Origin of the sequence: Taklimakanibacter albus, assembly GCF_016595235.1 — a bacterium.
Classification (GTDB): Bacteria; Pseudomonadota; Alphaproteobacteria; order Rhizobiales; family Aestuariivirgaceae; genus Taklimakanibacter; species Taklimakanibacter albus.
Map to the genome: position 1 here is coordinate 271,434 of NZ_JAENHL010000004.1, position 23,075 is coordinate 294,508.

The following is a 23,075-nucleotide window of genomic DNA, read 5'->3' on the forward strand; positions in this document are numbered from 1 at the left end:
CTCTACTCCGTTGCGAGCACGCGGTTGAGACGGGTGCGGACCGGCTCGGGCTCCGGTTCCTCAGGGTCGAAGACATCGCGGAACATCGAGGCGAGCGGCGGCTCCTTCTGCGCGATGGTGAAGTCGATGGTGGCGTCCATCTCGGCGCCGATCTCGGCATCGAGCGTATCGAGGTCGGCTTCCGGCGTGAGCCCGCGCTCGATCAGCCGGGCGCGCGTGAAGGCGACCGGATCACGCTGCCGCCCCGTCTCCTCCTCACCAGCATCGCGATAAGGCGACTTGTCCTTCCGCGCATGGCCATAGAAGCGATAGCAGGAGACTGCCAGAAAACCCGGCTTGCCGGCGCGTGCGCCATCCACCACCCGGCGCGCCGCTTCCGCCACTTCCTCGACATCGAGACCGTCGACGCTTTCGCCATTGAGGCCGAAGGCGATGGCGCGCTCATGCAGATTGGTATTGGCCGTCGCCTGGTCGATACGCGTGCCCATGCCATACTGGTTGTTGATGCAGGCGAAGACGACCGGCAGGCCCCACAGCGCCGCCATGTTCATGCTTTCATAGAGAACACCCTGCCCGGTGGCGCCGTCGCCGAAAAAGGCAACCGACACCGCATTGTTACGCTTGTGGCGCGCCGCGAGGCCGGCGCCGACGACCGCCGGAATACCGCCGCCGACAATGGCATTGGCGCCGAGATGGCCGAGGCTCATATCGGCGATATGCATCGAGCCGCCTTTGCCGTGGCAATAGCCGGCTTCCTTGCCGCCGATCTCCGCCATCATCCGGTTGGGATCGGCGCCGCGCGCCAGGAAGATACCATGGCCACGATGATGGGTGGTGAAGGTGTCCTGCGGCTTCATCGCCGCGGTGATGCCGACCGCCGCGCTCTCCTCGCCGATCGAGAGATGCAGCATCGAGCCCGCTGTCTGGCCGCGCACGAACAATTCGCCGACGCGCTCCTCGAAGGTGCGAACGCGACGCATGGTGCGGTAGAGGCCCAGAAGATCGGAATTCGACTTCTTGCTCATGGATACTCCGGAAAATTACAGAAGATTGAGTTTCGTGGTGCGCGACACGATCGCAACCGCGGTCAGGATGATGATGCCTTTGACGATGGACTGGATGTAGGTGTCCATGCCGAGCAGGTTGAGCCCGTTATTGATGATGCCGATGAACAGCGCGCCGAAGAAGGTGCCGACCACCGTCGAGGTGCCGGGCCGCAGCATCGTCATGCCGATGAAGACCGTCGCGAGGCCGTCGAGCAGATACCGCTCGCCGGCATTGGGCTGGCCGGAGCCGAGACGCGAGGCGAGCAGCATGCCGGCCACCGTCGCGAAGACCGAGCACACGACGAGCGCCGCGATGCGGTAGAAGCGGACATTGATGCCCGACAATTCCGCCGCCTTGCGATTGCCGCCGACCGCATAGATGTAGCGGCCGAAGACGGTGCGCTCCATGACGAACCAGGCCAGTGCCACCGCGATCAGCATGAGCATCGCGAGGACCGGGAAGCCGCCGATGCGGCCTTGCCCCAGCCACAGATAGGCCTCGGGCAGGCCGCCATAGATGGCGCGCCCGCCGGTCAGGAGGAAGCTGATGCCGAACAGGATCGACGCCGTCGCCAATGTCGCGATGAGCGACGGAATGCCGATGATGGTGACGAGCACGGCATTGATGCCGCCGATCACCAGCCCGGCGCCGACGCCCGCCAGCAAGGCCAGCGGCAGCGCCACGTCCTTGGTGAGGAGCAGCGGCACCAGAATGCCGGCAAGCCCCACCGCGAAACCGACCGACAGATCCATCTCGCGCGCCGCGAAGCCGAAAGTGAGCCCGACGCCGACGATGGTCAGGATCGAGATCTGCTGGGCGATATTGAGGAGGTTCTGCGGCTGCAGGAAGCGGTCGACGGTGGCCGCGAAGATGACGAACATCAGCACCAGGACGACAAGGGTGCTGTAGCGCTGGATATGATCCTTGCGCAGGAAGCCCAGGACGAGCTCCTGGGAGGGGGCGGTTCCGGTGCTCGCGCTGCTCATGCGGCAACTCCTGACATGGCGCCGATGAAGGCGCTTTCTGAAAATTGCGGCCGCGCCAGTTCGGGGCGCGCCGTCTGATCGACGAAAGGCACGACGCGGTCGGCCATGGTTTCGATCTCGATGAGATCGGAAGAAGCGATGACGATGCCGACGCCCTGCCCGGCCAGCCTTCGCATCTCGGCATAGATCTCGGCCTTGGCGCCGATATCGACGCCTTCGGTCGGCTCGATGAAGATCATGACCCTGTAGCGGTCTTGCGCGCCATAGAGCCACTTGCCGATCGAGATCTTCTGCTTGTTGCCGCCCGACAGCGTCTTGAGCTCCTGCGCCGAGGAATGCGCCTTGACGTTCATCAGCCGCATCACGCGCTGGGCTTCCGCCTCTTCGCGCCGGCGCGACAGCACGCCTGTCGTCACCACCGCATGCTGGGGGTGCACCATGGCCAGGTTCTCGCGCAGGCTCCATTCGCCGATCAGCGCATTCTCCATGCGATGATCGGGCACCAGCGCCACGCCGGCATCGCGCATGGTGAGCGTCTTGTGGAGAGCGACGGCGCTGCCGCCGACCTCACATGTCGTGCAGGTGACGCCCGCCGGATTATAGAGCGAGCGGGCAAAGCCGAAATGGCCCGAACCGGTAAGTCCGATGAGGCCGACGATCTCGCCGGCGCGGATCTCGAATTGCGGCACCTCTATACGTCCGGCCTTCCAGCCGGCGATCCGCAGCACCACATCGCCGGTGGCACGCGTTTTTTCGGTCTGCGCCTTGGACGCAGTGTCGCCCGAACGGCGCAGCATGAGATCGACGAGCTGGCTTTCGCTCAAGTCTACGGCCTTCTCGGTCACCACATGGCGGCCGTCGCGCAGCACCGTGATGCGGTCGGAGAGCGCTTTGATCTCGGAGAGGAAGTGGCTGATCAGGATGACGCCGACGCCCTGCTTGGGCAGCCCACGGATGATCGCCCACAATTGCTCCTTCTCGCGCGCCGGCAGGGTCGCGGTCGGCTCGTCGAGGATCAGGAGGCGGACATCACCGCGCAGCGCGCGGACGATCTCGATCACCTTGCGGTCGGCCATCGGCAGGCTGCCGACCGGCTCGTCGAGATCGATGGAAACTTGCGGGAACCAGCGCTTCACCAGGGCGGCTGCTTCCGTTTTGAGGCGGCCCTGGGCAATGACGCCGGCGGTGCGCGGCTCGGCGCCGAGCAGGATATTGCCGGCCCCGCTCAAGGCCTGCACCAGGCTGCCCTCCTGGCTGACATGCGCGATGCCGCGCAGCAGCGCGTCACGCGGGCTCTTGAGCTTCAGTTCCTTGTCCGCGATGGCGATGCGGCCCGATGTCGGCTGCAGGCTGCCGCCCAGCACATTGACGAGGGTCGACTTGCCGGCACCGTTCTCGCCGATGAGTCCATGCACTTCATCGCGGCGGAACGTGACGCTCACATTGTCGAGCGCCCGCGTGCCGGGAAACTGCATGGTGATGTCAGTGAGGCGCGTATCCATGGCGATCATCGCGAAATTAAAAGGAGAAGGAGCGGCACTATAACAGCGCCGCTCCCGGATCATCGGACTTACTTCAGGAAGTCCTTGCAGTTGCGCTTGGTCACCAAGGGCGCGTCCATATAGACGGTCTTGGCCGGAAGAACTTCGTCAGCCGGCTTGCTGTTGACGACGATGGCCTCGATCCATTCGCCCACCTGCTTGCCCATGCCCTCGAAGGGCTGCGACACGGTGGCGATCATCATGCTGTCGGGCTTGCAGACTTCGGCGACCGCTTGCGGATGGCCATCGATGCCGATCACCTTCACGTCCGACAGGCCCGCCGCCTTGAGCGAGTTGATGGCGGCCTGCGCCGGCTCATCCCACGGCGCCCAGACGGCGTTGATGTCCTTGCCGAAACGGGCGGCATAGTCTTCCATCGTCTTCGAGGTGTCCTCGAAGAAGGCGGTGTAGTCGATATTGTGCTCGGCCAGCACCTTCACATCGGGATACTCTTTCAGCACATTGGCCATCACGTCGCCGCGTTTGCGGGTGCCGTGATGCTCGGCCATGCGCAGGAAGATGATATTGCCCTTGCCGCCGAGCTGGTCGAGCAGATAGGGCGACACGTCGGCCGACATGGCCCAGTTGTTGGTGGTGATGTCGACCAGCACGCCGTCGACATAACCCGAATCGACCGCGAAGACCGGGATCTTGGCGGCCTTGGCGGCATCGAGAGCGGCGCGCGAGGCTCTGAGATCCGACATGGAGATGATGATGGCGCCGACGCCGCGGCTCGCCGCGTCCTGGATGTTCGACGCCGTCTGCTCGCCCGAGCCGCCGCTGTCGAGCACACTGACCTTCCAGTCGCTCTTGTTGGTTTCCTTGAGCCAGGCATCGAAGCCCGCTTTCACGCGCTGCTCAGACTGAGCCGCGGCATTGGAATGTACCCAGGCGATATCGAGGGCGTTCGCTGGCGCCGCCATGGCCGCCGCCATAAGGGCAGCCGTGATCATTCCGGCAAGCCGGTTCTTCATGTCCAAAATCCTCCCATCGGGCAAAAAAGAGTTGCGCGCGGCGGGTGTTATTCCGTCCGCGGATATTCAGGTTAAGGGATGAAATACAATTGTCAATATGAAATACATTTGTATTTTAGCCTCACTGCCCGCCCTTTAAGTAGGGGTGGGGCTGGATCGAATCGGCCCAGTTCGCTCCAAGCAAACGTGCAATAAGAGGAAATGATCGTGCCGCAGGACCGAGACACCGCCCTTGAAGACGAGATGCTGATGGCGCGTGCCGCCTGGCTCTATTATGTCGGCGGCCTCAACCAGGAAGCGGCGGCGAAGCGTTTAGGGATAACCCGCGCCCGGGTGAACAAGCTGTTGCAGGATGCCCGCGAGACGGGCGTCGTCAGCATCACCATCAATCCCACCAATGTCGGGTTGCTGCCGGTCGAGGACTCGATCCGCGACAGATTCGGCCTCGATTTTTGCATCTGCACCCCTGCCCTTGGCTCAGACCGCAATGGCGCGGAAGCGAGCGACCTGCTGAAGGACTTCGCCTTCCGCGCCGTGGGTGCCGCCGCCGCGGCGCATCTGCGCACCCATCTCGCATCACGTGAGGACGCCATCATCGGTACCGGCTGGGGCCGCACCTTGCAGCAGATGACGCTGCAGCTCGCCGGTGTGCGAGCGCCCAAGGCGCGTTTCATCAGCGTCATGGGCTCGCTCACCGCCAATTCGGCCTACAACCCCTTCGAGGTGGTGCATGCCTTCGCGCGCGCCACCGGTGGTGAAGGTTATGTCATGCCCGTGCCGTTCATCGCCGACAGCGTCGAGGACCGCAAAGTGCTGCTGGCGCAGCGCTCGGTGCAGCAGGCGCTCGAGCTCGGCCGCTCGGCGAGTGTCGCTTATATTTCGATCGGCGAGCTCACCGAAGACTCGCTGCTGCGCCGCCAGAAGATGCTGACCGCCGAGGAAGTCGTCGAATTGCGCGCCGCCGGCGCCGTCGGCGACACCAATGGCATCTTCTTCGACGATGAGGGCCGGGCCGTCGATCATCCGCTCAATCAGCGCACTTTGGCGCTCGGGCTTCAGGAATTGCACAAGGCCAACGCGGTAGGCCTCATCGCCGGCCAGAGCAAATTACGCGCCGCGCATGCGTTCCTGAAAAGCGGCGCCGCCCGGGGTCTCATCATCGACGGCGATACGGCATTGCTGCTGATGAAGGAGATATAGGCCGACGCGGCCTTCCAACTTTCTCCCTCCGCCACCGAAGGTGGGGAGGGTGGCGCGCGGAACGCGCGACGGGTGGGGTGTCTCCACAAAACAGATCCGTCAGGCAGGACACCTGCAACCTCTTCGATCAAATGGATGAGCACTTGTCGGCGGAGAGACCCCACCCGTCCGCCCTGCGGGCGTCCACCCTCCCCGCGCTGCGCGCAGCGGAGGGAGAATCCCCGATTCCCCCAAAACAAAAACGGCGGGGAACCCCCCGCCGTCTGAAATCTTCGATAACAGAACCGATCAGCGCGAATAATATTCGACGACCAGGTTCGGCTCCATCTGCACCGGATACGGAACATCCGACAGGCCCGGGACGCGCGTCAGCTTGGCGACCATGGCCTTGTGATCGGTCTCGACATAATCCGGCACGTCGCGCTCGGCGAGCTGGGTCGCTTCGATGAGGACCGGCAGCTCCTTTGACTTCTGGCGCACTTCGATGACGTCGCCGGCCTTGATGCGCATGCTGGGGATGGTGACGCGGCGGCCATTCACCTTCACATGGCCGTGGCTCACGAACTGGCGCGCGGCGAACATGGTGGAGACGAACTTGGCGCGATAGACGATCGCGTCGAGACGGCGCTCGAGGAGGCCGATGAGATTCTGCGAGGTGTCGCCGGTCATGCGGGCGGCTTCCGAATAGATGCCGAAGAACTGGCGCTCGGAGATGTTGGCGTAGTAGCCCTTCAGCTTTTGCTTGGCGCGCAGCTGCATGCCGAAGTCGGAGAGCTTGCCCTTGCGGCGCTGGCCGTGCTGGCCGGGGCCATATTCACGCTTGTTGATCGGGCTCTTGGGGCGGCCCCAGATATTCTGGCCCATACGGCGGTCGAGTTTGTGCTTGGCTTGCACGCGTTTCGTCATTTGGTAGCTCCAAAGTCTCGAAATAATAAGGTGGCGGCCGGAAGCCGCCGGGTTATTAAGCGAGCCCTCCTCTGCCGGTTACCCGGCCGACAGGACCTTCGTTTCGCCAAGGAAAACCAGGTCCGCAGGCAAGCAAAAACACGAGACCTTATGTGGCCCCGTGCTGGGGCAGCATGTAATCCAACAGCTATTTGTTGTCAAATCACCAAATCCGAGCATCGGCCCGAAAAGTGCGCGCGGTTTTCGGGCAAGCCGATGCGCAAACAAAAGATAGAGCGCCGTGGCGATTCCAACGGAACGCCCTGCGCTCTATGGAAAACTATTCAGCTTTTACAAGCACATAGCTGCCGGGCGCATCCTCAAGCGCCGGCAGTTTGCCACTTCCTGGAACCCGGGCCTTCACTTTCTTGCCGGATCTGGGGGTGATCCAGGCGAGCCAGTCGGGCCACCAGGAGCCCGGATGCTCTGTCGCCCCCTTCAGCCAGTCCTCCAGTGTCGAGGCCCCCTTCTCATTCGTCCAATACTGGTATTTCTGCGCCTCGGGCGGGTTGACGACGCCGGCGATATGGCCCGAGCCCGACACCACCATCCGCGTCTCACCGCCGAAATTCTCGGCCAGCCGGAACACCGAGGCGAGCGGCGCGATATGGTCCTCGCGCGCCGCCAGATTATAGATGGGCAGCTTCACCTTCTTGAGATCGATGCGCACGCCGTCGAGCGTCATCTGCGCATGCGCCAGCCGGTTGTTGAGATAGCATTCGCGCAGATACTGGCTGTGCACGCCCGCCGGCATGCGGGTCGAATCGCTGTTCCAGTACAGGAGATCGAACGGCATCGGCTCCTTGCCGAGCATGTAGTTGTTGACGACATAAGACCAGATCAGGTCGTTCGAGCGCAGCATGTTGAAGGCATCCGCCACATGGCGCCCGGCCAGATAGCCCTTGTCCTTCATGCGCCCTTCGGCCCATTCGATCTGTTCGGTGTCGACGAAGACCTTGAGGTCGCCGGCCTTCTCGAAATCGACCTGGGTGGTGAAGAAGGTGACCGAATTGACCCGGTCGTCGCCCTTGGCGGCCAGATAGCCGAGCGATGCCGCGACGAGCGAGCCGCCGACGCAATAGCCGATGACATTGGCCTTGGGTGCCGCCGTCGCCTCGAGCGTCTTGTCGAGCGCGGTGAGGAAGCCGTCCCGCATATAATCGGCGAAGGTCTTGTGGCCGTGTTTCTCGTCCGGATTGACCCACGACACGACGAACACGGTGAGCCCCTGCTCGGTCGCCCAGCGCACGAAGGACTTCTTCGGGTTGAGATCGAGGATGTAATATTTGTTGATCCACGGCGGCACGATGAGCAGCGGGATCTCGGATACGCGCTCGGTCGTCGGTGAATATTGGATGAGCTGGAACGTGTCGTTCTGGAAGACGACCTTGCCCGGCGTCGTGGCCACATTCTTGCCGAGCTCGAAAGCCGACAAGTCGGTCTGCTTGATGCGCAGCCGGCCCCGGCCGGCCTTGAGATCGGCTTCGAGATTCTTGAGACCCTCGATCAGATTGGCGCCGTTGCGGGCCAGCGTCGTGCGCAGCACTTCCGGATTGGTGAGCGCGAAATTGGACGGCGACACCGCATTGGTGATCTGGTCGACATAGAAACGGGCTTTGTGGCGTGTGTGGTCGTCGATGCCGTCGGCATCCTTGACGAGATCTCCCGCCCAACGCGCCGAGAGCAGATAGAACTGCTTGAGGAAGTCGAAGACCGTGTTCTGCTGCCAGTCCTTGTCGGTGAAGCGTTTGTCGCCGCGCTCAGGCGCCGCGACCGGTCCCACTTCCTCGCCCAGGGCTTTACGCCAGGCCGACTGCCAGAGCTCGCCATAGCTCGCCCACAGCTTCATCTGGGCGTCCATCAGCTTCTGCGGGTCCGAGGCATAGGATTGGGCGACGGCCCCCAGCGTCTTCATGACCTGCTCGGCCGGCGTCACCTGGGACTCGAAAGCGGCCTGCGGGTTGGGCGGCGTTTCCGCCAGATTGCGGGCGATCTGGGCCGCCTGCTCGAAAACTTTCGCCATGTTCCGCGCGAATTGCGCGGGATCGGCGAGGCGGAAATCGGTCTGCGTGGTCTTACCGTCGTTCATGCACACCTCGAGGACACGGAATCCAATATTGACGTAAAATCCAAATCACGCAATCACAGATCGGCGCCGGGAAAATCCCGGTTTCTTCTATACAGGACAGGTTAAGACGACGCCCATGGCAGGCACCGACAAGACGCGTATTTCTCCCCTGGGGGCGGCCCCGGCGGTCATCCTGGTCAATCCCCAGCTTGGTGAAAATATAGGCACCGCCGCCCGCGCCATGGCCAATTTCGGGCTGCATGAGCTGCGCATCGTCGACCCGCGCGACGGCTGGCCCAATGAGCGGGCGCTCAAGACCGCCTCGGGCGCCGACTGGATCATCGAAAAGGCGACCATCCACGCAACCCTCGAAGACGCGCTCAAGGACCTGACTTACGTCTATGCCACGACGGCGAGGCCGCGCGGCATGATCAAGGAGGTCATGACGCCGGAACAGGCGGGAACCGACATGCGCCTGAGGATCGGGCGCAGCGAGAAGCTGGCGCTGCTCTTCGGGCGCGAGCGCTGGGGCCTCAACAATGACGAGGTCTCGCTCGCCGACATGATCATCACCGCTCCCGTCAACCCGGCCTTCGCCTCCCTCAACATCGCCCAGGCGGTCCTCCTCGTCGGCTATGAATGGTACAAGCACGAGGCGACCACCCTTGGCCACGCGACGCCCGAGCTCCCGGCCCTCGACGGTCCCGGCCTCGTCACCCCCGACACCCGTCCCGCCACCAAGGACGAGCTTTATGGATTCTTTCACCATATTGAGACTGAATTGGACCAGGCGGGCTTCTTCAAGACCGCCGAGAAAAAGCCAGGAATGATCCGCAACATGCGCAACCTCTTCGCCCGCGCCGAGCTCACCGAGCAGGAAGTGCGTTCGCTGAGGGGCATGGTCGCGTCGCTCACCCGCGCGCATTTGAAACGGAAAGGCACGACGGAAGAATGACAGCGCCTCGCATCCTTCTCTTCGACAGCGGCATGGGCGGCCTCACTGTCGCCTCGGCGGTACGCCAGGCCGAACCTGGAGCGACGCTCATCTATGCCGCCGACAACGCCGCCTTTCCCTATGGCGCCTGGGACGAGCCGCAACTCGTCAAGCGCATCGTCGCGGTCATCGGCAAGCTCATCGACGAGACGCGTCCCGACCTCGTGGTCATCGCCTGCAATACCGCGAGCACCCTGGCGCTCACCGCCTTGCGCGAGCGCTACACGGTGCCGTTCGTCGGCACCGTACCCGCCATCAAACCCGCCGCGGAGCAGACCAAGTCCGGCCTCATCGGCGTCCTCGCCACGCCCGGCACCGTCAATCGCGAATATACCAAGACGCTGATCCACACCTATGCCTTTCACTGCAAGGTGTTCCTGCACGGCGCCAAACGCCTGGCCGAGATCGCCGAGGCGAAACTCAAAGGCCAGAAAGTCGACCCTGACGAGTTGAAGCACGAGATCGCCCCGGTCTTCAGGAAGCGCGACCACAAGCAGACCGATGTCGTGGTTCTGGGCTGCACCCACTATCCTCTGCTGCTCGACGAGATGCGCGCCGTGGCCCCCTGGCCCGTGACCTATATCGATCCGGCGCCGGCCATCGCGCGCCGCGTCAGCGACCTCTTGCGCTCGGCCAAGATGAAGGACGCCCAGATGAACGGCGCTGCCGCCCACGGCACCGTCTTCCTCACCTCGGCCCGCGGCCGCGGCAGCGAAAGCCTCGCCGCCTATGCCGCCATGGGCTTCGCTGCGAACGAAGTGCTGGATCTGCCGGTTTAACTCCCGTCATCCCGGCGAAAGCCGGGACCCATTGAATAAGCGGAAGCGGGCGGCGCTGCCCGCATTGATGGAATTTTATGGATCCCGGCTTTCGCCGGGATGACGGCTTAGTGTGAGCGCTACTTATTCACCCGCATCGGCGCGGCGGCGGTTCTTGATCCAGCGCACTGTGCCGGTCGCCGAGCGCATCACCACCGTTTCGGTCGTCACATGCTCGCGGTCGAAACGCACACCGCGCAGGAGCGAGCCGTCGGTGACGCCGGTCGCCGCGAACATCACATCGCCCGAAGCCATTTCGTTGAGCGCGAACTTCTTATTGAAGTCGCTGATGCCCATCTTGCGGGCGCGCTCCTTCTGCTCGGCGCTCGAGGTCACGAGCCGGCCCTGCATCTGGCCGCCGATGCAGCGCAAGGCTGCCGCCGCCAGCACACCTTCGGGCGCGCCGCCGATGCCCATATAGATATCGATACCGGTCTCCACCGGATCGGCCGTGTGGATGACGCCCGCCACGTCGCCGTCCGAGATGAGGCGTACCGAGGCACCGGTCTCGCGCACACCCGAGATGATTTTCTCATGGCGCGGCCGGTCGAGGATGCAGGCGGTGATCTGCGCCGTGGGAACCCCCTTCGCCTTGGCGAGGCGGGCGATATTCTCCTGCGGCGCATAATCGAGATCGACGGTGCCTTCCGGATAGCCGCCGCCGATGGCGATCTTGTCCATGTAGGTGTCGGGCGCGTGCAGCAGGCTGCCGCCTTCCGCCATGGCGACGCAGGCGATCGAGTTCGGCATCGCCTTGGCGCACAAAGTCGTGCCCTCGAGCGGATCGAGCGCAATGTCGATGCGCCAGCTTTTGCCGCCGCCGACATGCTCGCCGATGTAAAGCATCGGCGCTTCGTCGCGCTCGCCTTCGCCGATCACCACGAGACCGTCCATCTCGACGATCGCATTCAGCGCCTGGCGCATCGCATCGACCGCCGCCTGGTCCGCCAGCTTCTCATCGCCCCTCCCCCGCCAATGCGCCGCGGCGATGGCCGCCGCTTCGGTGACGCGGGCGATCTCGATGGTGAGCATGCGGTTGAGCATCAGTTTTCCTCCAGGTGTTCAGAGCCGTTCGATACGGATGGTGCGGGGTTTCGAGGCGACATGGCCGTCTCTTTCGATCCGGCTCAGAGCCTGTCGCATGGACGAATCGAGTGTCTTATGTGTGACGAGCATGAATGACGCAATGGCACCTTCCTTGGCGGGCGCGCGCTGCACGATGCTCTCGATCGAGATCTTTTCGTCCGCCAGCACCTTGGCGATCGCCGCGACCGCACCCGGCTTGTCATAGAGCTCGAGTGCTACGTAATAGCCGCCCTCATGGGCGCGCTTCGGCGCCGCTTTGTATTTGCGCAATTCCTTGGCCGGCACGCCGAAAGCGGGGCGCAGATTGCCACGCGCGATGTCGACGATATCGCCGAGCACGGCCGACGCGGTCGGATGCGCGCCGGCGCCGCGGCCTTCGAGCATGAGATCGCCGGCGAAATCATTATGCACTACGACGGCGTTGAAGACGCCATCGGTGTCGGCGACCGGCGAACCCTTGGGCACCAATGTCGGATGCACGCGCTGCTCGATGCCTTCTCCGCTCGCGACCGCGACGCCGAGCAGCTTGATCTTGAAGCCCATCTCGCCGGCATTGCGGATGTCGGCGAGCGTCACCGCCTCGATGCCTTCGATGTCGATCGCGGCGACATTCACTTCCGTGCCGAAAGCCAGCGAGGTCAGGATGGCGAGCTTGTGCGCCGTGTCGAAGCCGCCGATATCGAAGGTGGGATCGGCCTCGGCATAGCCCAGCTCCTGCGCTTCCTTCAGCACATCGGCGAAGCTCCTGCCTTCTTGCGCCATCTTGGTCAGGATGTAGTTGCAGGTGCCGTTGAGAATGCCGAACACTTTGGCGGTCTGGTTGCCGGCCAGCGCCTCGCGCATCGTTTTTACGATCGGGATGCCGCCCGCGACCGAGGCTTCGAAATTGAGCGCTATGCCCTTGTCGTCGGCGAGCTTGGCGAGACCCGCGCCGTGATGGGCGAGCAGCGCCTTGTTGGCGGTGACGACCGGCTTGCCGGCCTGGAGCGCCGCCGTGACGGCGGCCTTCGCCGGATCTCCGTCGCCGCCCATCAGCTCGACGAAGACGTCGATCTTGTCCGATTTGGCGAGCGCCACCGGATCGTCGAACCAGGCGAGCTTGCTCAGGTCATGGCCGCGGTTCTTGGCCTTGTCGCGAGCCGAAACGGCCGTGATCTCGACCGGGCGTCCAGCCCGGCGCGCGACCAGCGCCCCATGCTTCGCCAGAAGGTCCAGAAGGCCGGTTCCGACCGTTCCGAGGCCCGCCACACCCAGTTTCAGAGAATTCGCCATGATGCCCAATCGAGGATTTGATAATGCGGCCGCCCTTATGGCGGGAACCGTGCCCGATGGCAAGAAAGGCCCCTATAGACCGAGGAAAAGCCGGATGACCATGGCTGCTGCCCCAACGGCCACTATGCCGGCCGCCCAGAGAAGCACGAACCACAGGATTCGCTGACGCCAGAGGGGCCCGGGCTGTTCCGTTCTCAATGATAGCCCTCGCTGCCGACCTTGCCGCGGAACACCCAATAGGCATAGGCGGTATAGGCCAGGATGATCGGCACCAGCACCACCGCGCCCACCAGAAGGAAGCCCAGGCTCTCTTGCGGCGCCGCCGCGTCCCAGATGGTGAGCGTCGGCGGCACGATATAGGGATAGAAACTGATGCCGATGCCGATAAAGGACAGGATGAAAAGCGCCAGCGAGGCGAGGAAGGGCGTCAGCTCTTCGCGCTTGAGGATGCCCTTGATCAGGAGATAGGCGGCGAGCGCCACCAGCAGCGGCACCGGAATGGTGTAAAGCATGCGCGGCCAGGAGAACCAGCGCTCCATATAGAGCGGCTCGAGGAATGGCGTCCACAGGCTGACGAGGCCGATGAGGAAAAGCGTCACGGGCCCGAGGACCAGCGCGAAACGATAGGAGCGATCCTGCAGCTTTTCGTCGGTCTTGAGGATGAGCCAGGTGGCGCCCAGAAGCGCATAGCCCACCACCAGAGCAAGTCCGGTGAACAGGCTGAACGGCGTAAGCCAGGTCCACCAGCCGCCGGCATAGGCGCGATCGGCGATCGGGATGCCTTGCACGATGGTGCCGAGCGCGATGCCTTGCGCGAAGGTGGCGACGATCGAGCCCGAAGCGAAGGCCCAATCCCACAGGAACTTGCCGCGTGTCGTGCGCCAGCGGAATTCGAAGGCGACACCGCGGAAGACGAGCGCCAGCAGCATGATGACGATCGGCGCATACAGCGCCGGCATGATGGTGGCGTAAGCGAGCGGAAACACCGCGAACAGACCACCACCGCCCAACACCAGCCAGGTCTCGTTGCCGTCCCACACCGGTGCCACCGAATTCATCATGCGGTCACGGTCGGCTTCCGCTTTGTAGAAGGGAAACAGGATGCCGATGCCGAGATCGAAGCCGTCCATCATCACATAAGCGAGGACGGCGAAGGCGATGATCGCGGCCCAGATGAAAGCGAGATCGAGGATCATCGGCGTCCCTCCGGATGGATTGCGAGCTCGCCCACCGTTTCGAGTGCCGGCGCCGGCACGATGCCGGCCGAGCGCAGATGCGCATCGCTCGGGCTGTCGGCCTCGCCCTCATGCGGCGGCTTGCTCATCAGGCGCAGCAGGTAGAACACCCCTGCCCCGAAGACGAAGAAATAGACGACCACGAAGGCGATGAGCGAGGCCGCCACCGCTTGCGCCGCGATCGGCGCGGCTGAATCGGCGGTGCGTAAGAGGCCATAGACTGTATAGGGCTGGCGTCCCGCTTCCGTCGTCACCCAGCCGGCGAGCACCGCGACGAAGCCCGTCGGTCCCATCAGCAGAGCCGCGGCATGCAGCGCCTTCGTGTCATAGAGCCGCCGGCGCATACGCCCCCACAGCGACCACAGACCGAGACCGAACATCAGGAACCCCAAGCCCACCATGATGCGGAACGACCAGAAGACGATGAGCGCATTGGGCCGGTCTTCCTTCGGCCATTCTTTCAGGCCGCGCACCACGCCGTTCCATTCATGGGTGAGAATGAGGCTGCCGAGCGAGGGAATGGCGATCTCGTAAAGTGTCTTCTCGGCCTCCATGTCGGGCCAGCCGAAGAGGATCAGTGGCGCACCGGCCCGCGTCTCGAAATGGCCTTCCATCGCGGCGATCTTCGCCGGCTGATGTTCGAGCGTGTTGAGGCCGTGCAGGTCGCCGGCGAGGATCTGGATCGGCGCCACGATGGCGAGCATCCACATCGCCATCGAGAACATCACCCCGGCGCCGTCATTCATCTTGTCGCGCAAAAGATGCCAGGCGCCGACCGCGCCGACGACGAGCGCGGTGGTGAGATAGGCGGCGATCACCATATGAACGAGCCGATACGGGAAGGACGGATTGAAGATGATCGCCCACCAGTCGGCCGGCACGAACTGACCGGCGGCATTGATCGTGTAGCCGACCGGCGTCTGCATCCAGCTGTTCGCCGACAGGATCCAGAAGGCCGAAATGAAGGTGCCGATCGCGACCATCAGCGTGGCGACGAAATGCAGGCCCTTCCCCACCTTGTTGAGGCCGAACAGCATGACGCCCAGGAAGCCCGCTTCGAGGAAGAAGGCGGTGAGCACCTCATAGCCCATCAGCGGCCCGATGATCGGACCGGCCTTGTCGGAGAACACGCTCCAATTCGTGCCGAACTGATAGCTCATCACCAGTCCCGATACGACGCCCATGGCGAAGGCGACGGCGAAGATCTTCTTCCAGTAATTGAACAGCGTCAGATAGGTGGTGCGCCCGGTCGAGAGCCACAGAGCCTCGAGCACCGCGAGATAGCTGGCGAGCCCGATCGAGAAGGCGGGAAACACAATGTGGAAGCTGACAGTGAAGGCGAACTGCCAGCGCGCCAGCAAGACCGGATCGAAACCATCCATTGCGCAAGCTTTCAGATACTAATTCTAATTCCGAACAAGCTGAGGCAATCGCCGCTTCGTTACAACACCATAACTGTCGCGCGTATCTTTGTCACTGTGGCTTTCTGTTACCTTTTACCATCGAGACGACGCACCAGGCGCAGCTGCGGAAACCACCAGGCCCAGAGCATGGCGACCGCCATCGTGCCGAGCCCGCCGGCGACGACCGCCGGCACCGCGCCGAACAGCGCCGCCGAAACGCCGGCGCGGAATTCGCCGAGCTCGTTCGAGGCGCCGATGAACACCATATTCACCGCATTGACGCGCCCGCGCACCTCATCGGGCGTCCACAGCTGGATCAGCGTCTCGCGCACATAGACGCTGATCATGTCGCAGGCCCCCGCCAAGGCCAGAGCGAGCACCGACAGCCAGATCATCGTCGACGCGCCGAACAAGGTGGTGAAGAAGCCGAAGCCGCCGACGAAGATGAACATGATGAGGCCGGCATGGTTGCGGATCGTGTTACGCGCCAGCCAGGCGGCAACGATGAGCGCGCCGACGCCGGGCGCCGCGCGCAAAAGCCCGAGCCCCCAGGGCCCGGCCTGCAGGATGTCGCGCGCATAAACGGGCAACAGCGCCATGGCGCCGCCCAGGAGCACGGCGAAGAGATCGAGCGAGATGGCGCCGAGCACGATCTTCTCCGACCACACATAGCGGAAGCCGGCGAACAAAGTGGCGAGGCTCTTCGCTTCACCCGACCGGTGCTGCGGCGGCTTGGGGATCAGCCCGACGAGCACCGCCGCGATGGCGAGAAGTGTCAGCGCCGTGCCGTAAGCCGCATATTCATGAAGCCCGTAGAGCAGACCGCCCGCGACCGGCCCGGTGATCGTGGCGATCTGCCAGGACGACGAGTTCCACGCGATCGCCGTCGAAAGCTCCGCCTGCGGCACCAGATTGGGCATCAGCGATTGCGCCGCCGGCCCCATGAAGGCGCGCGCAACGCCGAACAGCACCAGCAGTGCGAAGACCGGCCAGACGTCGCGCATGCCGCTCAAGGTGAAGACGACGAGCCCGGCGCAGACCACGGCCTCCAGCCCCAGGCAGATCGCGGTAATGGCGCGCCGGTTATAGCGGTCCGCCACCGCGCCGGTGACGAGCACGAGCAGCAGCGAGGGGAGGAACTGCGCCAGGCCGACAAAGCCGAGATCGAGGGGATTGCGCGTCAGGTCATAAACCTGCCAGCCGACCGAAACCGAGATGATCTGGGTGGCGAAGCTCACCAAGAGGCGCGCCAGCCAAAAATTGCGGAATCCGCGATGGCGGAATACGGAGGCTTGCGGCTGTGGGGATTGTGGTTCGGGAGATTCGGCGGCGGTCATTGCGGGGAACGATGCGCCTCGCTCACAAGCCTGTCAAAATCCTGCCCAGACCTTGCGTCAAATACCTCACTCCCATAGGCTTCTGGAAAGCAACACTTTGAGCTGCAGGTTCCTCTTTATGCGCCTTCCGGTACTGGCCGTTTTCACCCTCTTTCCGCTGCTTTTCGGCCCTGCCGTGCACGCCCAGGCTCCTGAAGGGCCGGAGCCTGCTCCCGCCCCTGCCTCCGAAACCGCCCCGACCGCGGTTCCGGAGGCCGATGCCGCGAAGCTCGCCTGCCCTGACGCCTTCCGCATCTACAGCGAGGCCGCCGGCGGCGACGACAAGGCGCTGCCATCTGTTCCGAAGACACCGGTGACCGGCACGCCTGATCCGGCCCAGGCAGCCGAGCGCAAGGAAGACAAGATCACCGCCGCGCAGAAACGCCTCGCCGACATGATCAAGAAATCCGGCGAGAAATCCGCCCGCACCGCGCAGGCCTATCGCCTGCTCGCCCGCGACTATCGCGACGCCGCTCAATATGAAGACGCGGTCAAGGTGCTCGAAACCGCGATGCGCATCACCAGCAAGCTGCCGAAGAAGAAAAGCACCGAGCTCGGCGACATCCAGATGGAGCTCGCCCAGACCTATACCAACAAGGGCGACCGCTTGAGCGCGCTGTCGATGTATGGCGCGGCCCGCAAGTCTTTCGAGGACGCAGTCGGCCCGAACCACCCGAAGGTCGCCCTCGCTTTGCACAATATCGGCAAGGTCGATCTCAACATGACGCAATATCAGGCGGCGCTCGAGGCCTTCCGTACCGCGCGCAGCGTCTATGAGGCCAATCTGCCGGACGAGACGAGCCATCTGGTCGAGCTCCTCATCGACACCGCCAGCATCCATGCCCGCATCGGCAACCGCGAAACCGGTCTCGCTTTCGCCAAGGAGGCGGCGGCGCTCGCCCAGGAGAAGCTCGGGCCGGAGCACCGCACCACCGCGCTGGCGCTGCATTTCACCGGCACCGTGAATCGCAGCATGGGCCGCAGCAAGGACGCCCTCGCCGATCTCGGCGCCGCCATGCGCGTCTATCTCGGCAATGAGGCGCGCACGCGCAAGCGCATTCCCGAAGTCCTCGACGATGTCAGCGTCGCTCTGGTGCGCACCGGCTGTCTCGACCGCGCGATCGAGGTCCAGACCTTGTCGATCGGCCATTATGCGGCGCTTTACGGCGAGAACCACAACCGCGTCGCCGCCGCCTATCACCGGCTCGGCGGCCTTTATCGCGAGACCGGCAAGTTCACCGAGGCGCGCGCACCCCTGTTCAAGGCCGCTTCGATCTATGAGCACATCTTCGGACCCAATCACCGGCGCATCGCCGATGTCTATAGCGATCTCGCGAGCTCGAGCGCCCGCATCGCGCTCAATTCCGAGGCGCTGCGTTATGGCTTCCGGGCATTGCGCATCAGGACCGCCAACAAGCAGGCTGACCCCGAGGATCTGCGCCAGAGCTACTGGTCGCTGTCGATCGTGCTCAAGCAGCAAGGCAATCTCACCGCCGCCGTCGCCTTCGCCAAGATGGCGGTCAACATCAATCAGGAGATCCGCTCGCAGAACCGCAACCTGCCGCCGGAAATGACGCGCGCACTCGCCGGGCGTTATCGCGAGCTCTATGAATATCTCGCCAATATGCTGATCGGTGCCGGCCGCCTGCAGGAGGCCCAGCAGGTGCTCGACCTCATCAAGCAGCAGGAGCTGTTCGACTTCGTCCGCCGCGACGCCAACGAGGCCCAGGCGGTCGAAGGCCGCGCCGCGCTCACCCCCACCGAGGCCGATCTCTCCGCCAAGATCATGGAGCTGGTCGAGGAACCCATCAGTGCAGCGAGCGAGATCGAGGCGCTCAAGAAGAAGCAGGCCGAGAAAGGCCTGACCAAGGAAGAGGAAGCGCTGGTGGCGATGCTCGAGCAGTCGCTTTCCGATCAGTTCCGCAAGCAGCAGACCGCCATCGACACCCTCCTCGCCGAGGTCGAGAACTCCAATCGCGAGATCGAGCGCGAGGTCAACAAGCTCGATCTCGATCTCGTCGACGCTACCCAGGAGCGCCTCAAGGCGCTGAAGGGCCGCGCCGTCGAATTGCAGATCGCCAGCCTCGACGATGCGCTGCACATCTTCCTCACCACCGAGCGCACCGGCATCTACAAGGAGGTACCGGTCGGCCGCAAGGAAGTGGCGCAGCTCGTCTTCCGCGCCTGGAGCTCCACCGCCAATCGCGATCCCGAGGCGCGCGAGCACCTGAAGCGGCTCTATGACATTCTGATCAAGCCGATCGAGCCCGAGCTCAAGGCATCGAAGGCTGAGGTCCTGATGTTCAACCTGGGCGGCGTGCTGCGCTACGCCCCGCTCGCGGCCCTTTATTCGGGCGATCACTATTTGATCCAGGATTACGCCATCGCGTTGTCGACCACCGCCGCCAATACGCGTTACGAGGCGCTGCCACGCGAGCGCGGCAAGGCGGCGGGTTTCGGCGTCACCAAGCCGCATGAGGGTTTCTCGGCTTTGCCGGGCGTCGCCGATGAGCTCGAGGCGGTCTTCGACGGCGCCGACACCAAGGGCTTCCTGGCCGGCAAGCCGTTGATGGATGAACGTTTCAACAGCCTGTCGATGGGCGAGGCGCTGAAGGCCAAGCCGCTTTATCTCCATGTCGCCAGCCATTTCCGCCTGGTGCCGGGCGATGCCGGCAATTCGGTGCTGCTTCTCGGCGACGGACGCCGGCTTTCGCTCGACGAGTTTCGGAAAGAAGAGCGCTTCCGTCTGACCGATCTCGATCTCCTCACTTTGTCGGCCTGTGAGACGGCGGGCGGTGTCGACCAGACCGGCGCCGAGATCGAAAGCTTCGCGTCCGTCGTGCAGAAGCGCGGCGCCTCCGCGGTGCTCGCCACCTTGTGGCCGATCGCCGACAGCTCGACCTCGCTTCTGATGGCGGAGTTCTACAAGCACTTCCTCGCCGCCGGCGAGGACAAGGCCACCGCCTTGCGCAAGGCGCAGATCGCCATGCTGAAGGGCGAGCTCAAGCCCAAAGGCGTCCTCACCGCCTCACGCTCCGCCAATGAGATGATCGAGACGCCGATCAACGCCTTGAGCGAAGAGCCCGGCTTCCAGCACCCCTATTTCTGGTCGGCCTTCATTCTGATGGGGAATTGGCTCTGATTTCCTACATCCCTCACTAGTTACCCCCTCTCCCGTCCGAAGGATGGGAGAGGGTGGCCGAAGGCCAGGTGAGGGCTCTTTGTCCGCACAAGGAATACTTCTGCAATCATTGACAAGACTGAAGGAAAGAGCCCTCATCCGCCCTATCGGGCACCTTCTCCCATGCTTCGCACGGGAGAACGGAAAGTCAGTCACTTCCCCCGCCCCACCGCGTATCGATCCACCACCCGCTGCAGCACCGGCACATAATGCCGGAAGGGCGGCGTCGCCATATCGGGGTCCTTGCCGCCCTCGTCCCACAGCCTGACCCGCACGGCCTCCTCATAAAACGGATTGCGCCGGAACTCCGCCACTTCGGCATCGTTCATCGGCCCGCCTTGCAATTCGAGCGTATGGCGCGACGCGATGCTGAGTTTGCCGTAGTAAGTCGTGTCCGTGGCGCAGAGATACCGTTTCGCCGCCACATGCAGGCGCACGCATTCGGTGATCACCGGCGGGAAGAAATGCTCGAGCACCTTGGCGCCCGCTTCGTCATGGTGATTGTCCTCGGTATCGTCCGGCGAATAAGGCCCGAACTCGCTCGTGTAATGACCGATGTCGTGCAGAAGTGCGGCGGCGACGAGCTCGTCGCTGGCGCCTGCACGCTCCGCCAGCACCGCGCCCTGCAGCATATGCTGTGACATGGTCACGGGCTCGCCCAGATAGGATTCGGCGCCGCGTCTTTCGAAGATGTCGGCGATGAAGGCGACGATCGAGGACCGGTCGAGGGAAAGCTCGCTCATCACGCCGCCTCCTTCTGCCCATGCTCGATCGCGGCGAGCGTCGACAGCAAGCCGTCCTTGTCGGCGTAGCAGCCCTGGAGCCAGCGTGTGCCGGAGCTCGAGAAGGATTTGCGCGCATGCAGCACACGCGTGTTGTCGACGATGAAAAGCTCGCCCGGCTTGAGCTTGAAGGTCACTTCCATCGCCGGGTCCTCGATGATCTCGGCGAAGCGGCGATAGGCGGCGTAGAAGTCCGCCATGTCGTCATAGGGAATGTCGGTGAAGGCCGCCGCCGAGCGGTTGTTGAAGCGGATGGCGATCATCTCGCCATCGGGCCCGAGCTCGATCATCGGCCGCTTGGACTGGAGCCGCACCCCGGCCGAGCCCGCATATTCGAAACGGGCGCAATGGCGCGTCAGCAGCGCAAAGCCGTGCGGGTTTTCCGCGCGCAGCCTTTCGCCCGCGCGAAAGCCGTCGACCACCACCGAGTCGCCGCCGTCGACCGTATTTTCGAGACAGCACAGCAATTGCAGCGTCGGCACCGGGTCGCGATAGGGATTGTCGGTATGGGCCTGGAGACCCAGATTGGTATAAGCGAGATTGTTCGGATTGACCTCGGCGCGCACCTCGAACCATTTGCCGTAATTGGTCTCGCGCACGAAGCCGAACATCTCAGCGACCTCGATGAGCGATCCGCTTTGCCGCGGCACGCCGGTCATTACGCCGAAGCCGAAGCGGCGGATCGCCGCCAGCCACTGACCGAAAGCGGCGCGGTCGGTCTTGCCCTGCTCATGCAGGATGACTGGTGTCTTCGCCTGAAGGCCCGCATCCCAGGTTTCGATCTCAGGCGCCAGCCAGCCGGCCTGGCGGGCCGGCGTTTGATCATAGGCATGCCGGACGAGCCACGCCGCCGGATAGCTGACGCTTTTGCCCTCGGGCGCGAAGGTCGCCGTGAGATCGCCCGCCGCCGAGATCTCGGCTTTTGTAAGCTTCGTGTCCGCCGGAATGTCGAGCAAGGTGATGAGGCGCTGCCCGTTGGTGGCACTGCGCGTGGCGCCGTCCGGTGCATTGTCGCGCAGCCACAGCGCGTGGAAGCGGGCGGTTTCGCCGGTGGTCCAGCCAAGCTTCACGGCTTTTCCGTCATTGATCAGGGTTGCGGTCTTGAGCTGCATTTGGGTTTCCGTGGGTGATGAGCCTGCTTGCATTTTCGATCACGACTTGCCAGAATTCAAACAATGGTAATTGAGCCTTTGGCCAAATTTTACTTATGACAGAGCGTGAATTCTCCCCACCGTTGATCTGGTTGAAAGCCTTCGAGGCCGCAGCCCGGCATGCGAGCTTCACCCTCGCCGCCGCCGAGTTGGGCCTCACCCAGGCGGCCGTCAGCCAGCAGATCAAGGCGCTCGAAAGCCGGCTCGGCGCGACGCTTTTCCACCGGCAGCAGCGGGGCGTTGCCCTCACGCCTGAAGGCTCGGCCTATCTGCCCCATATCCAGCAGGCCTTTGCCGGCCTTGCCCGCAGCACCCAGGAATTGTTTGGGCGGCGTAGCCGGCCGACTTTGACGATCCTGTCGCCGATTTCCTTCGCCGCTTTGTGGCTGGCGCCCCGTCTTCCTGTTCTGGAGCGCGAGGCGGAAGGGCTCGCCATCGACATCACCACCATGCACACGCCCGACCATTATGGGGCGAGCACGGCGGTCTTCGACATCCGCTTCGGCCTCGGCGACTGGCCGGGTCGCACCGCCTATCGCCTTACCACCGAAAGGCTGACGCCGGTCGCAGCTCCGGCCGTGCTCAAGACCGGCCGGAAACCGGCGCCCGACATCTGGCAGCGCCTGCCCCTCCTCGCCGTACATGGCGCGCGCGAAATGTGGCCCGACTGGTTCGCACTATCGGGCGAGCCGCCACGCGGGGTGGCGCGCTATCGCTTCGACAGCTTCATCGCCGCGATGGGCGCCGCCGAGGCCGGCGCCGGCATCCTCCTCGGCTCGCGCCCGCTTATCGACGGGGCGCTCCGCCGCAGGAGCCTGGTGACGCTGTCGAGCTTCGAGCTGCCCTCGACCGCGGGCCACTTCCTGACCCATGCCGCCGGCCGCAAGCTGAGCCCGGCCGAGACCGCCTTTCTCACAGCCCTCACCCGCGCCGCCGCCCCTGTTCTTGTGTGATCTACGGGGTTTGCTCAGCCGTCATGTGCTTGCTATAGGCACGCATTCTTCAAAAAGCAGTGT

Annotated in this window: 18 protein-coding genes; 5 read left to right on the forward strand and 13 right to left on the reverse strand. The window is 63.9% G+C overall.

All coding sequences use genetic code 11. The annotated features are described in order from the left end of the window. Positions 1–2: 2 nt before the first annotated feature. From JHL16_RS02675 to JHL16_RS02690, 4 genes are all read right to left on the reverse strand, one after another. Entirely contained in the window at positions 3–1,025 is a 1,023-nt protein-coding gene (locus tag JHL16_RS02675; protein ID WP_246770743.1) for a thiamine pyrophosphate-dependent dehydrogenase E1 component subunit alpha, read from the reverse strand. Positions 1,026–1,040: 15 nt separating this feature from the next. Beyond that, entirely contained in the window at positions 1,041–2,033 is a 993-nt protein-coding gene (locus JHL16_RS02680) for an ABC transporter permease (RefSeq protein ID WP_200183352.1), read from the reverse strand. After that, positions 2,030–3,535, reverse strand: a complete 1,506-nt coding sequence (locus tag JHL16_RS02685; protein WP_200183353.1) for a sugar ABC transporter ATP-binding protein — start codon at positions 3,533–3,535, stop codon at positions 2,030–2,032. Before JHL16_RS02685 ends, JHL16_RS02680 begins: the two co-directional genes overlap by 4 nt. A 68-nt stretch (positions 3,536–3,603) precedes the next feature. Further along, on the reverse strand, positions 3,604–4,548 hold the full coding sequence (locus JHL16_RS02690) for a substrate-binding domain-containing protein (protein WP_200183354.1): 945 nt from the start codon (positions 4,546–4,548) through the stop codon (positions 3,604–3,606). A 207-nt stretch (positions 4,549–4,755) separates the two neighbouring features. On the opposite strand from JHL16_RS02690, the gene JHL16_RS02695 reads away from it, so the two are divergent. Further along, entirely contained in the window at positions 4,756–5,748 is a 993-nt protein-coding gene (locus JHL16_RS02695; RefSeq protein ID WP_348647156.1) for a sugar-binding transcriptional regulator, read from the forward strand. Between the two features lie 288 nt (positions 5,749–6,036). Here JHL16_RS02695 and rpsD read toward each other — a convergent pair whose 3' ends face one another. Together rpsD and JHL16_RS02705 are read right to left on the reverse strand one after the other, a co-directional pair. After that, positions 6,037–6,654, reverse strand: coding sequence for a 30S ribosomal protein S4 (gene rpsD, locus JHL16_RS02700; protein ID WP_137860384.1), 618 nt, complete (start codon positions 6,652–6,654; stop codon positions 6,037–6,039). A 319-nt stretch (positions 6,655–6,973) separates the two neighbouring features. Further along, positions 6,974–8,782 (reverse strand): PHA/PHB synthase family protein, encoded by a 1,809-nt coding sequence (locus JHL16_RS02705; protein ID WP_200183355.1) that lies wholly within the window; start codon positions 8,780–8,782, stop codon positions 6,974–6,976. Between the two features lie 115 nt (positions 8,783–8,897). On the opposite strand from JHL16_RS02705, the gene JHL16_RS02710 reads away from it, so the two are divergent. Further along, positions 8,898–9,716: an RNA methyltransferase gene (locus tag JHL16_RS02710; protein WP_200183356.1), complete on the forward strand. Its 819-nt coding sequence runs from the start codon at positions 8,898–8,900 to the stop codon at positions 9,714–9,716. Beyond that, the gene (murI, locus tag JHL16_RS02715) at positions 9,713–10,534 is read left to right on the forward strand and encodes a glutamate racemase (RefSeq protein WP_200183357.1); all 822 of its coding nucleotides are present in this window, start codon (positions 9,713–9,715) and stop codon (positions 10,532–10,534) included. Before JHL16_RS02710 ends, murI begins: the two co-directional genes overlap by 4 nt. A 123-nt stretch (positions 10,535–10,657) precedes the next feature. On the opposite strand, the gene glpX is transcribed toward murI, so the two are convergent. The 5 genes from glpX to JHL16_RS02740 form a co-directional block, all read right to left on the reverse strand. Next, positions 10,658–11,617 (reverse strand): class II fructose-bisphosphatase, encoded by a 960-nt coding sequence (glpX, locus tag JHL16_RS02720; protein ID WP_137860380.1) that lies wholly within the window; start codon positions 11,615–11,617, stop codon positions 10,658–10,660. An 18-nt stretch (positions 11,618–11,635) separates the two neighbouring features. Beyond that, a complete protein-coding gene (locus JHL16_RS02725) occupies positions 11,636–12,931 on the reverse strand; it encodes a homoserine dehydrogenase (RefSeq protein WP_200183358.1) in 1,296 nt (431 codons plus the stop codon). Between the two features lie 194 nt (positions 12,932–13,125). Next, positions 13,126–14,127 (reverse strand): cytochrome d ubiquinol oxidase subunit II, encoded by a 1,002-nt coding sequence (cydB, locus tag JHL16_RS02730; protein WP_200183359.1) that lies wholly within the window; start codon positions 14,125–14,127, stop codon positions 13,126–13,128. Continuing rightward, on the reverse strand, positions 14,124–15,548 hold the full coding sequence (locus JHL16_RS02735; RefSeq protein ID WP_200183360.1) for a cytochrome ubiquinol oxidase subunit I: 1,425 nt from the start codon (positions 15,546–15,548) through the stop codon (positions 14,124–14,126). Before JHL16_RS02735 ends, cydB begins: the two co-directional genes overlap by 4 nt. Positions 15,549–15,655: 107 nt before the next feature. Next, positions 15,656–16,906, reverse strand: a complete 1,251-nt coding sequence (locus JHL16_RS02740; RefSeq protein ID WP_200183361.1) for an MFS transporter — start codon at positions 16,904–16,906, stop codon at positions 15,656–15,658. A gap of 118 nt (positions 16,907–17,024) precedes the next feature. Between JHL16_RS02740 and JHL16_RS02745 the strand changes: the two genes are divergently transcribed. Then, on the forward strand, positions 17,025–20,087 hold the full coding sequence (locus JHL16_RS02745) for a CHAT domain-containing protein (protein ID WP_200183362.1): 3,063 nt from the start codon (positions 17,025–17,027) through the stop codon (positions 20,085–20,087). A 191-nt stretch (positions 20,088–20,278) separates the two neighbouring features. On the opposite strand, the gene tmpB is transcribed toward JHL16_RS02745, so the two are convergent. Together tmpB and tmpA are read right to left on the reverse strand one after the other, a co-directional pair. After that, positions 20,279–20,869, reverse strand: a complete 591-nt coding sequence (gene tmpB / locus JHL16_RS02750) for a (R)-1-hydroxy-2-trimethylaminoethylphosphonate oxygenase (RefSeq protein ID WP_200183363.1) — start codon at positions 20,867–20,869, stop codon at positions 20,279–20,281. Then, entirely contained in the window at positions 20,869–22,020 is a 1,152-nt protein-coding gene (gene tmpA / locus JHL16_RS02755) for a 2-trimethylaminoethylphosphonate dioxygenase (protein WP_200183364.1), read from the reverse strand. Before tmpA ends, tmpB begins: the two co-directional genes overlap by 1 nt. 122 nt (positions 22,021–22,142) lie before the next feature. On the opposite strand from tmpA, the gene JHL16_RS02760 reads away from it, so the two are divergent. Beyond that, the gene (locus JHL16_RS02760; RefSeq protein WP_246770744.1) at positions 22,143–23,012 is read left to right on the forward strand and encodes a LysR family transcriptional regulator; all 870 of its coding nucleotides are present in this window, start codon (positions 22,143–22,145) and stop codon (positions 23,010–23,012) included. Positions 23,013–23,075: the final 63 nt, after the last annotated feature.

Coding starts and splice junctions, on each gene's coding strand:
- JHL16_RS02675 (WP_246770743.1), bottom strand. CDS start 1,025: ATGAGCAAGAAGTCGAATTCCGATCTTCTGGGCCTCTACCGCACCATG.
- JHL16_RS02680 (WP_200183352.1), bottom strand. CDS start 2,033: ATGAGCAGCGCGAGCACCGGAACCGCCCCCTCCCAGGAGCTCGTCCTG.
- JHL16_RS02685 (WP_200183353.1), bottom strand. CDS start 3,535: ATGGATACGCGCCTCACTGACATCACCATGCAGTTTCCCGGCACGCGG.
- JHL16_RS02690 (WP_200183354.1), bottom strand. CDS start 4,548: ATGAAGAACCGGCTTGCCGGAATGATCACGGCTGCCCTTATGGCGGCG.
- rpsD (WP_137860384.1), bottom strand. CDS start 6,654: ATGACGAAACGCGTGCAAGCCAAGCACAAACTCGACCGCCGTATGGGC.
- JHL16_RS02705 (WP_200183355.1), bottom strand. CDS start 8,782: ATGAACGACGGTAAGACCACGCAGACCGATTTCCGCCTCGCCGATCCC.
- JHL16_RS02710 (WP_200183356.1), top strand. CDS start 8,898: ATGGCAGGCACCGACAAGACGCGTATTTCTCCCCTGGGGGCGGCCCCG.
- murI (WP_200183357.1), top strand. CDS start 9,713: ATGACAGCGCCTCGCATCCTTCTCTTCGACAGCGGCATGGGCGGCCTC.
- glpX (WP_137860380.1), bottom strand. CDS start 11,617: ATGCTCAACCGCATGCTCACCATCGAGATCGCCCGCGTCACCGAAGCG.
- JHL16_RS02725 (WP_200183358.1), bottom strand. CDS start 12,931: ATGGCGAATTCTCTGAAACTGGGTGTGGCGGGCCTCGGAACGGTCGGA.
- cydB (WP_200183359.1), bottom strand. CDS start 14,127: ATGATCCTCGATCTCGCTTTCATCTGGGCCGCGATCATCGCCTTCGCC.
- JHL16_RS02735 (WP_200183360.1), bottom strand. CDS start 15,548: ATGGATGGTTTCGATCCGGTCTTGCTGGCGCGCTGGCAGTTCGCCTTC.
- JHL16_RS02740 (WP_200183361.1), bottom strand. CDS start 16,906: ATGACCGCCGCCGAATCTCCCGAACCACAATCCCCACAGCCGCAAGCC.
- JHL16_RS02745 (WP_200183362.1), top strand. CDS start 17,025: ATGCGCCTTCCGGTACTGGCCGTTTTCACCCTCTTTCCGCTGCTTTTC.
- tmpB (WP_200183363.1), bottom strand. CDS start 20,869: ATGAGCGAGCTTTCCCTCGACCGGTCCTCGATCGTCGCCTTCATCGCC.
- tmpA (WP_200183364.1), bottom strand. CDS start 22,020: ATGCAGCTCAAGACCGCAACCCTGATCAATGACGGAAAAGCCGTGAAG.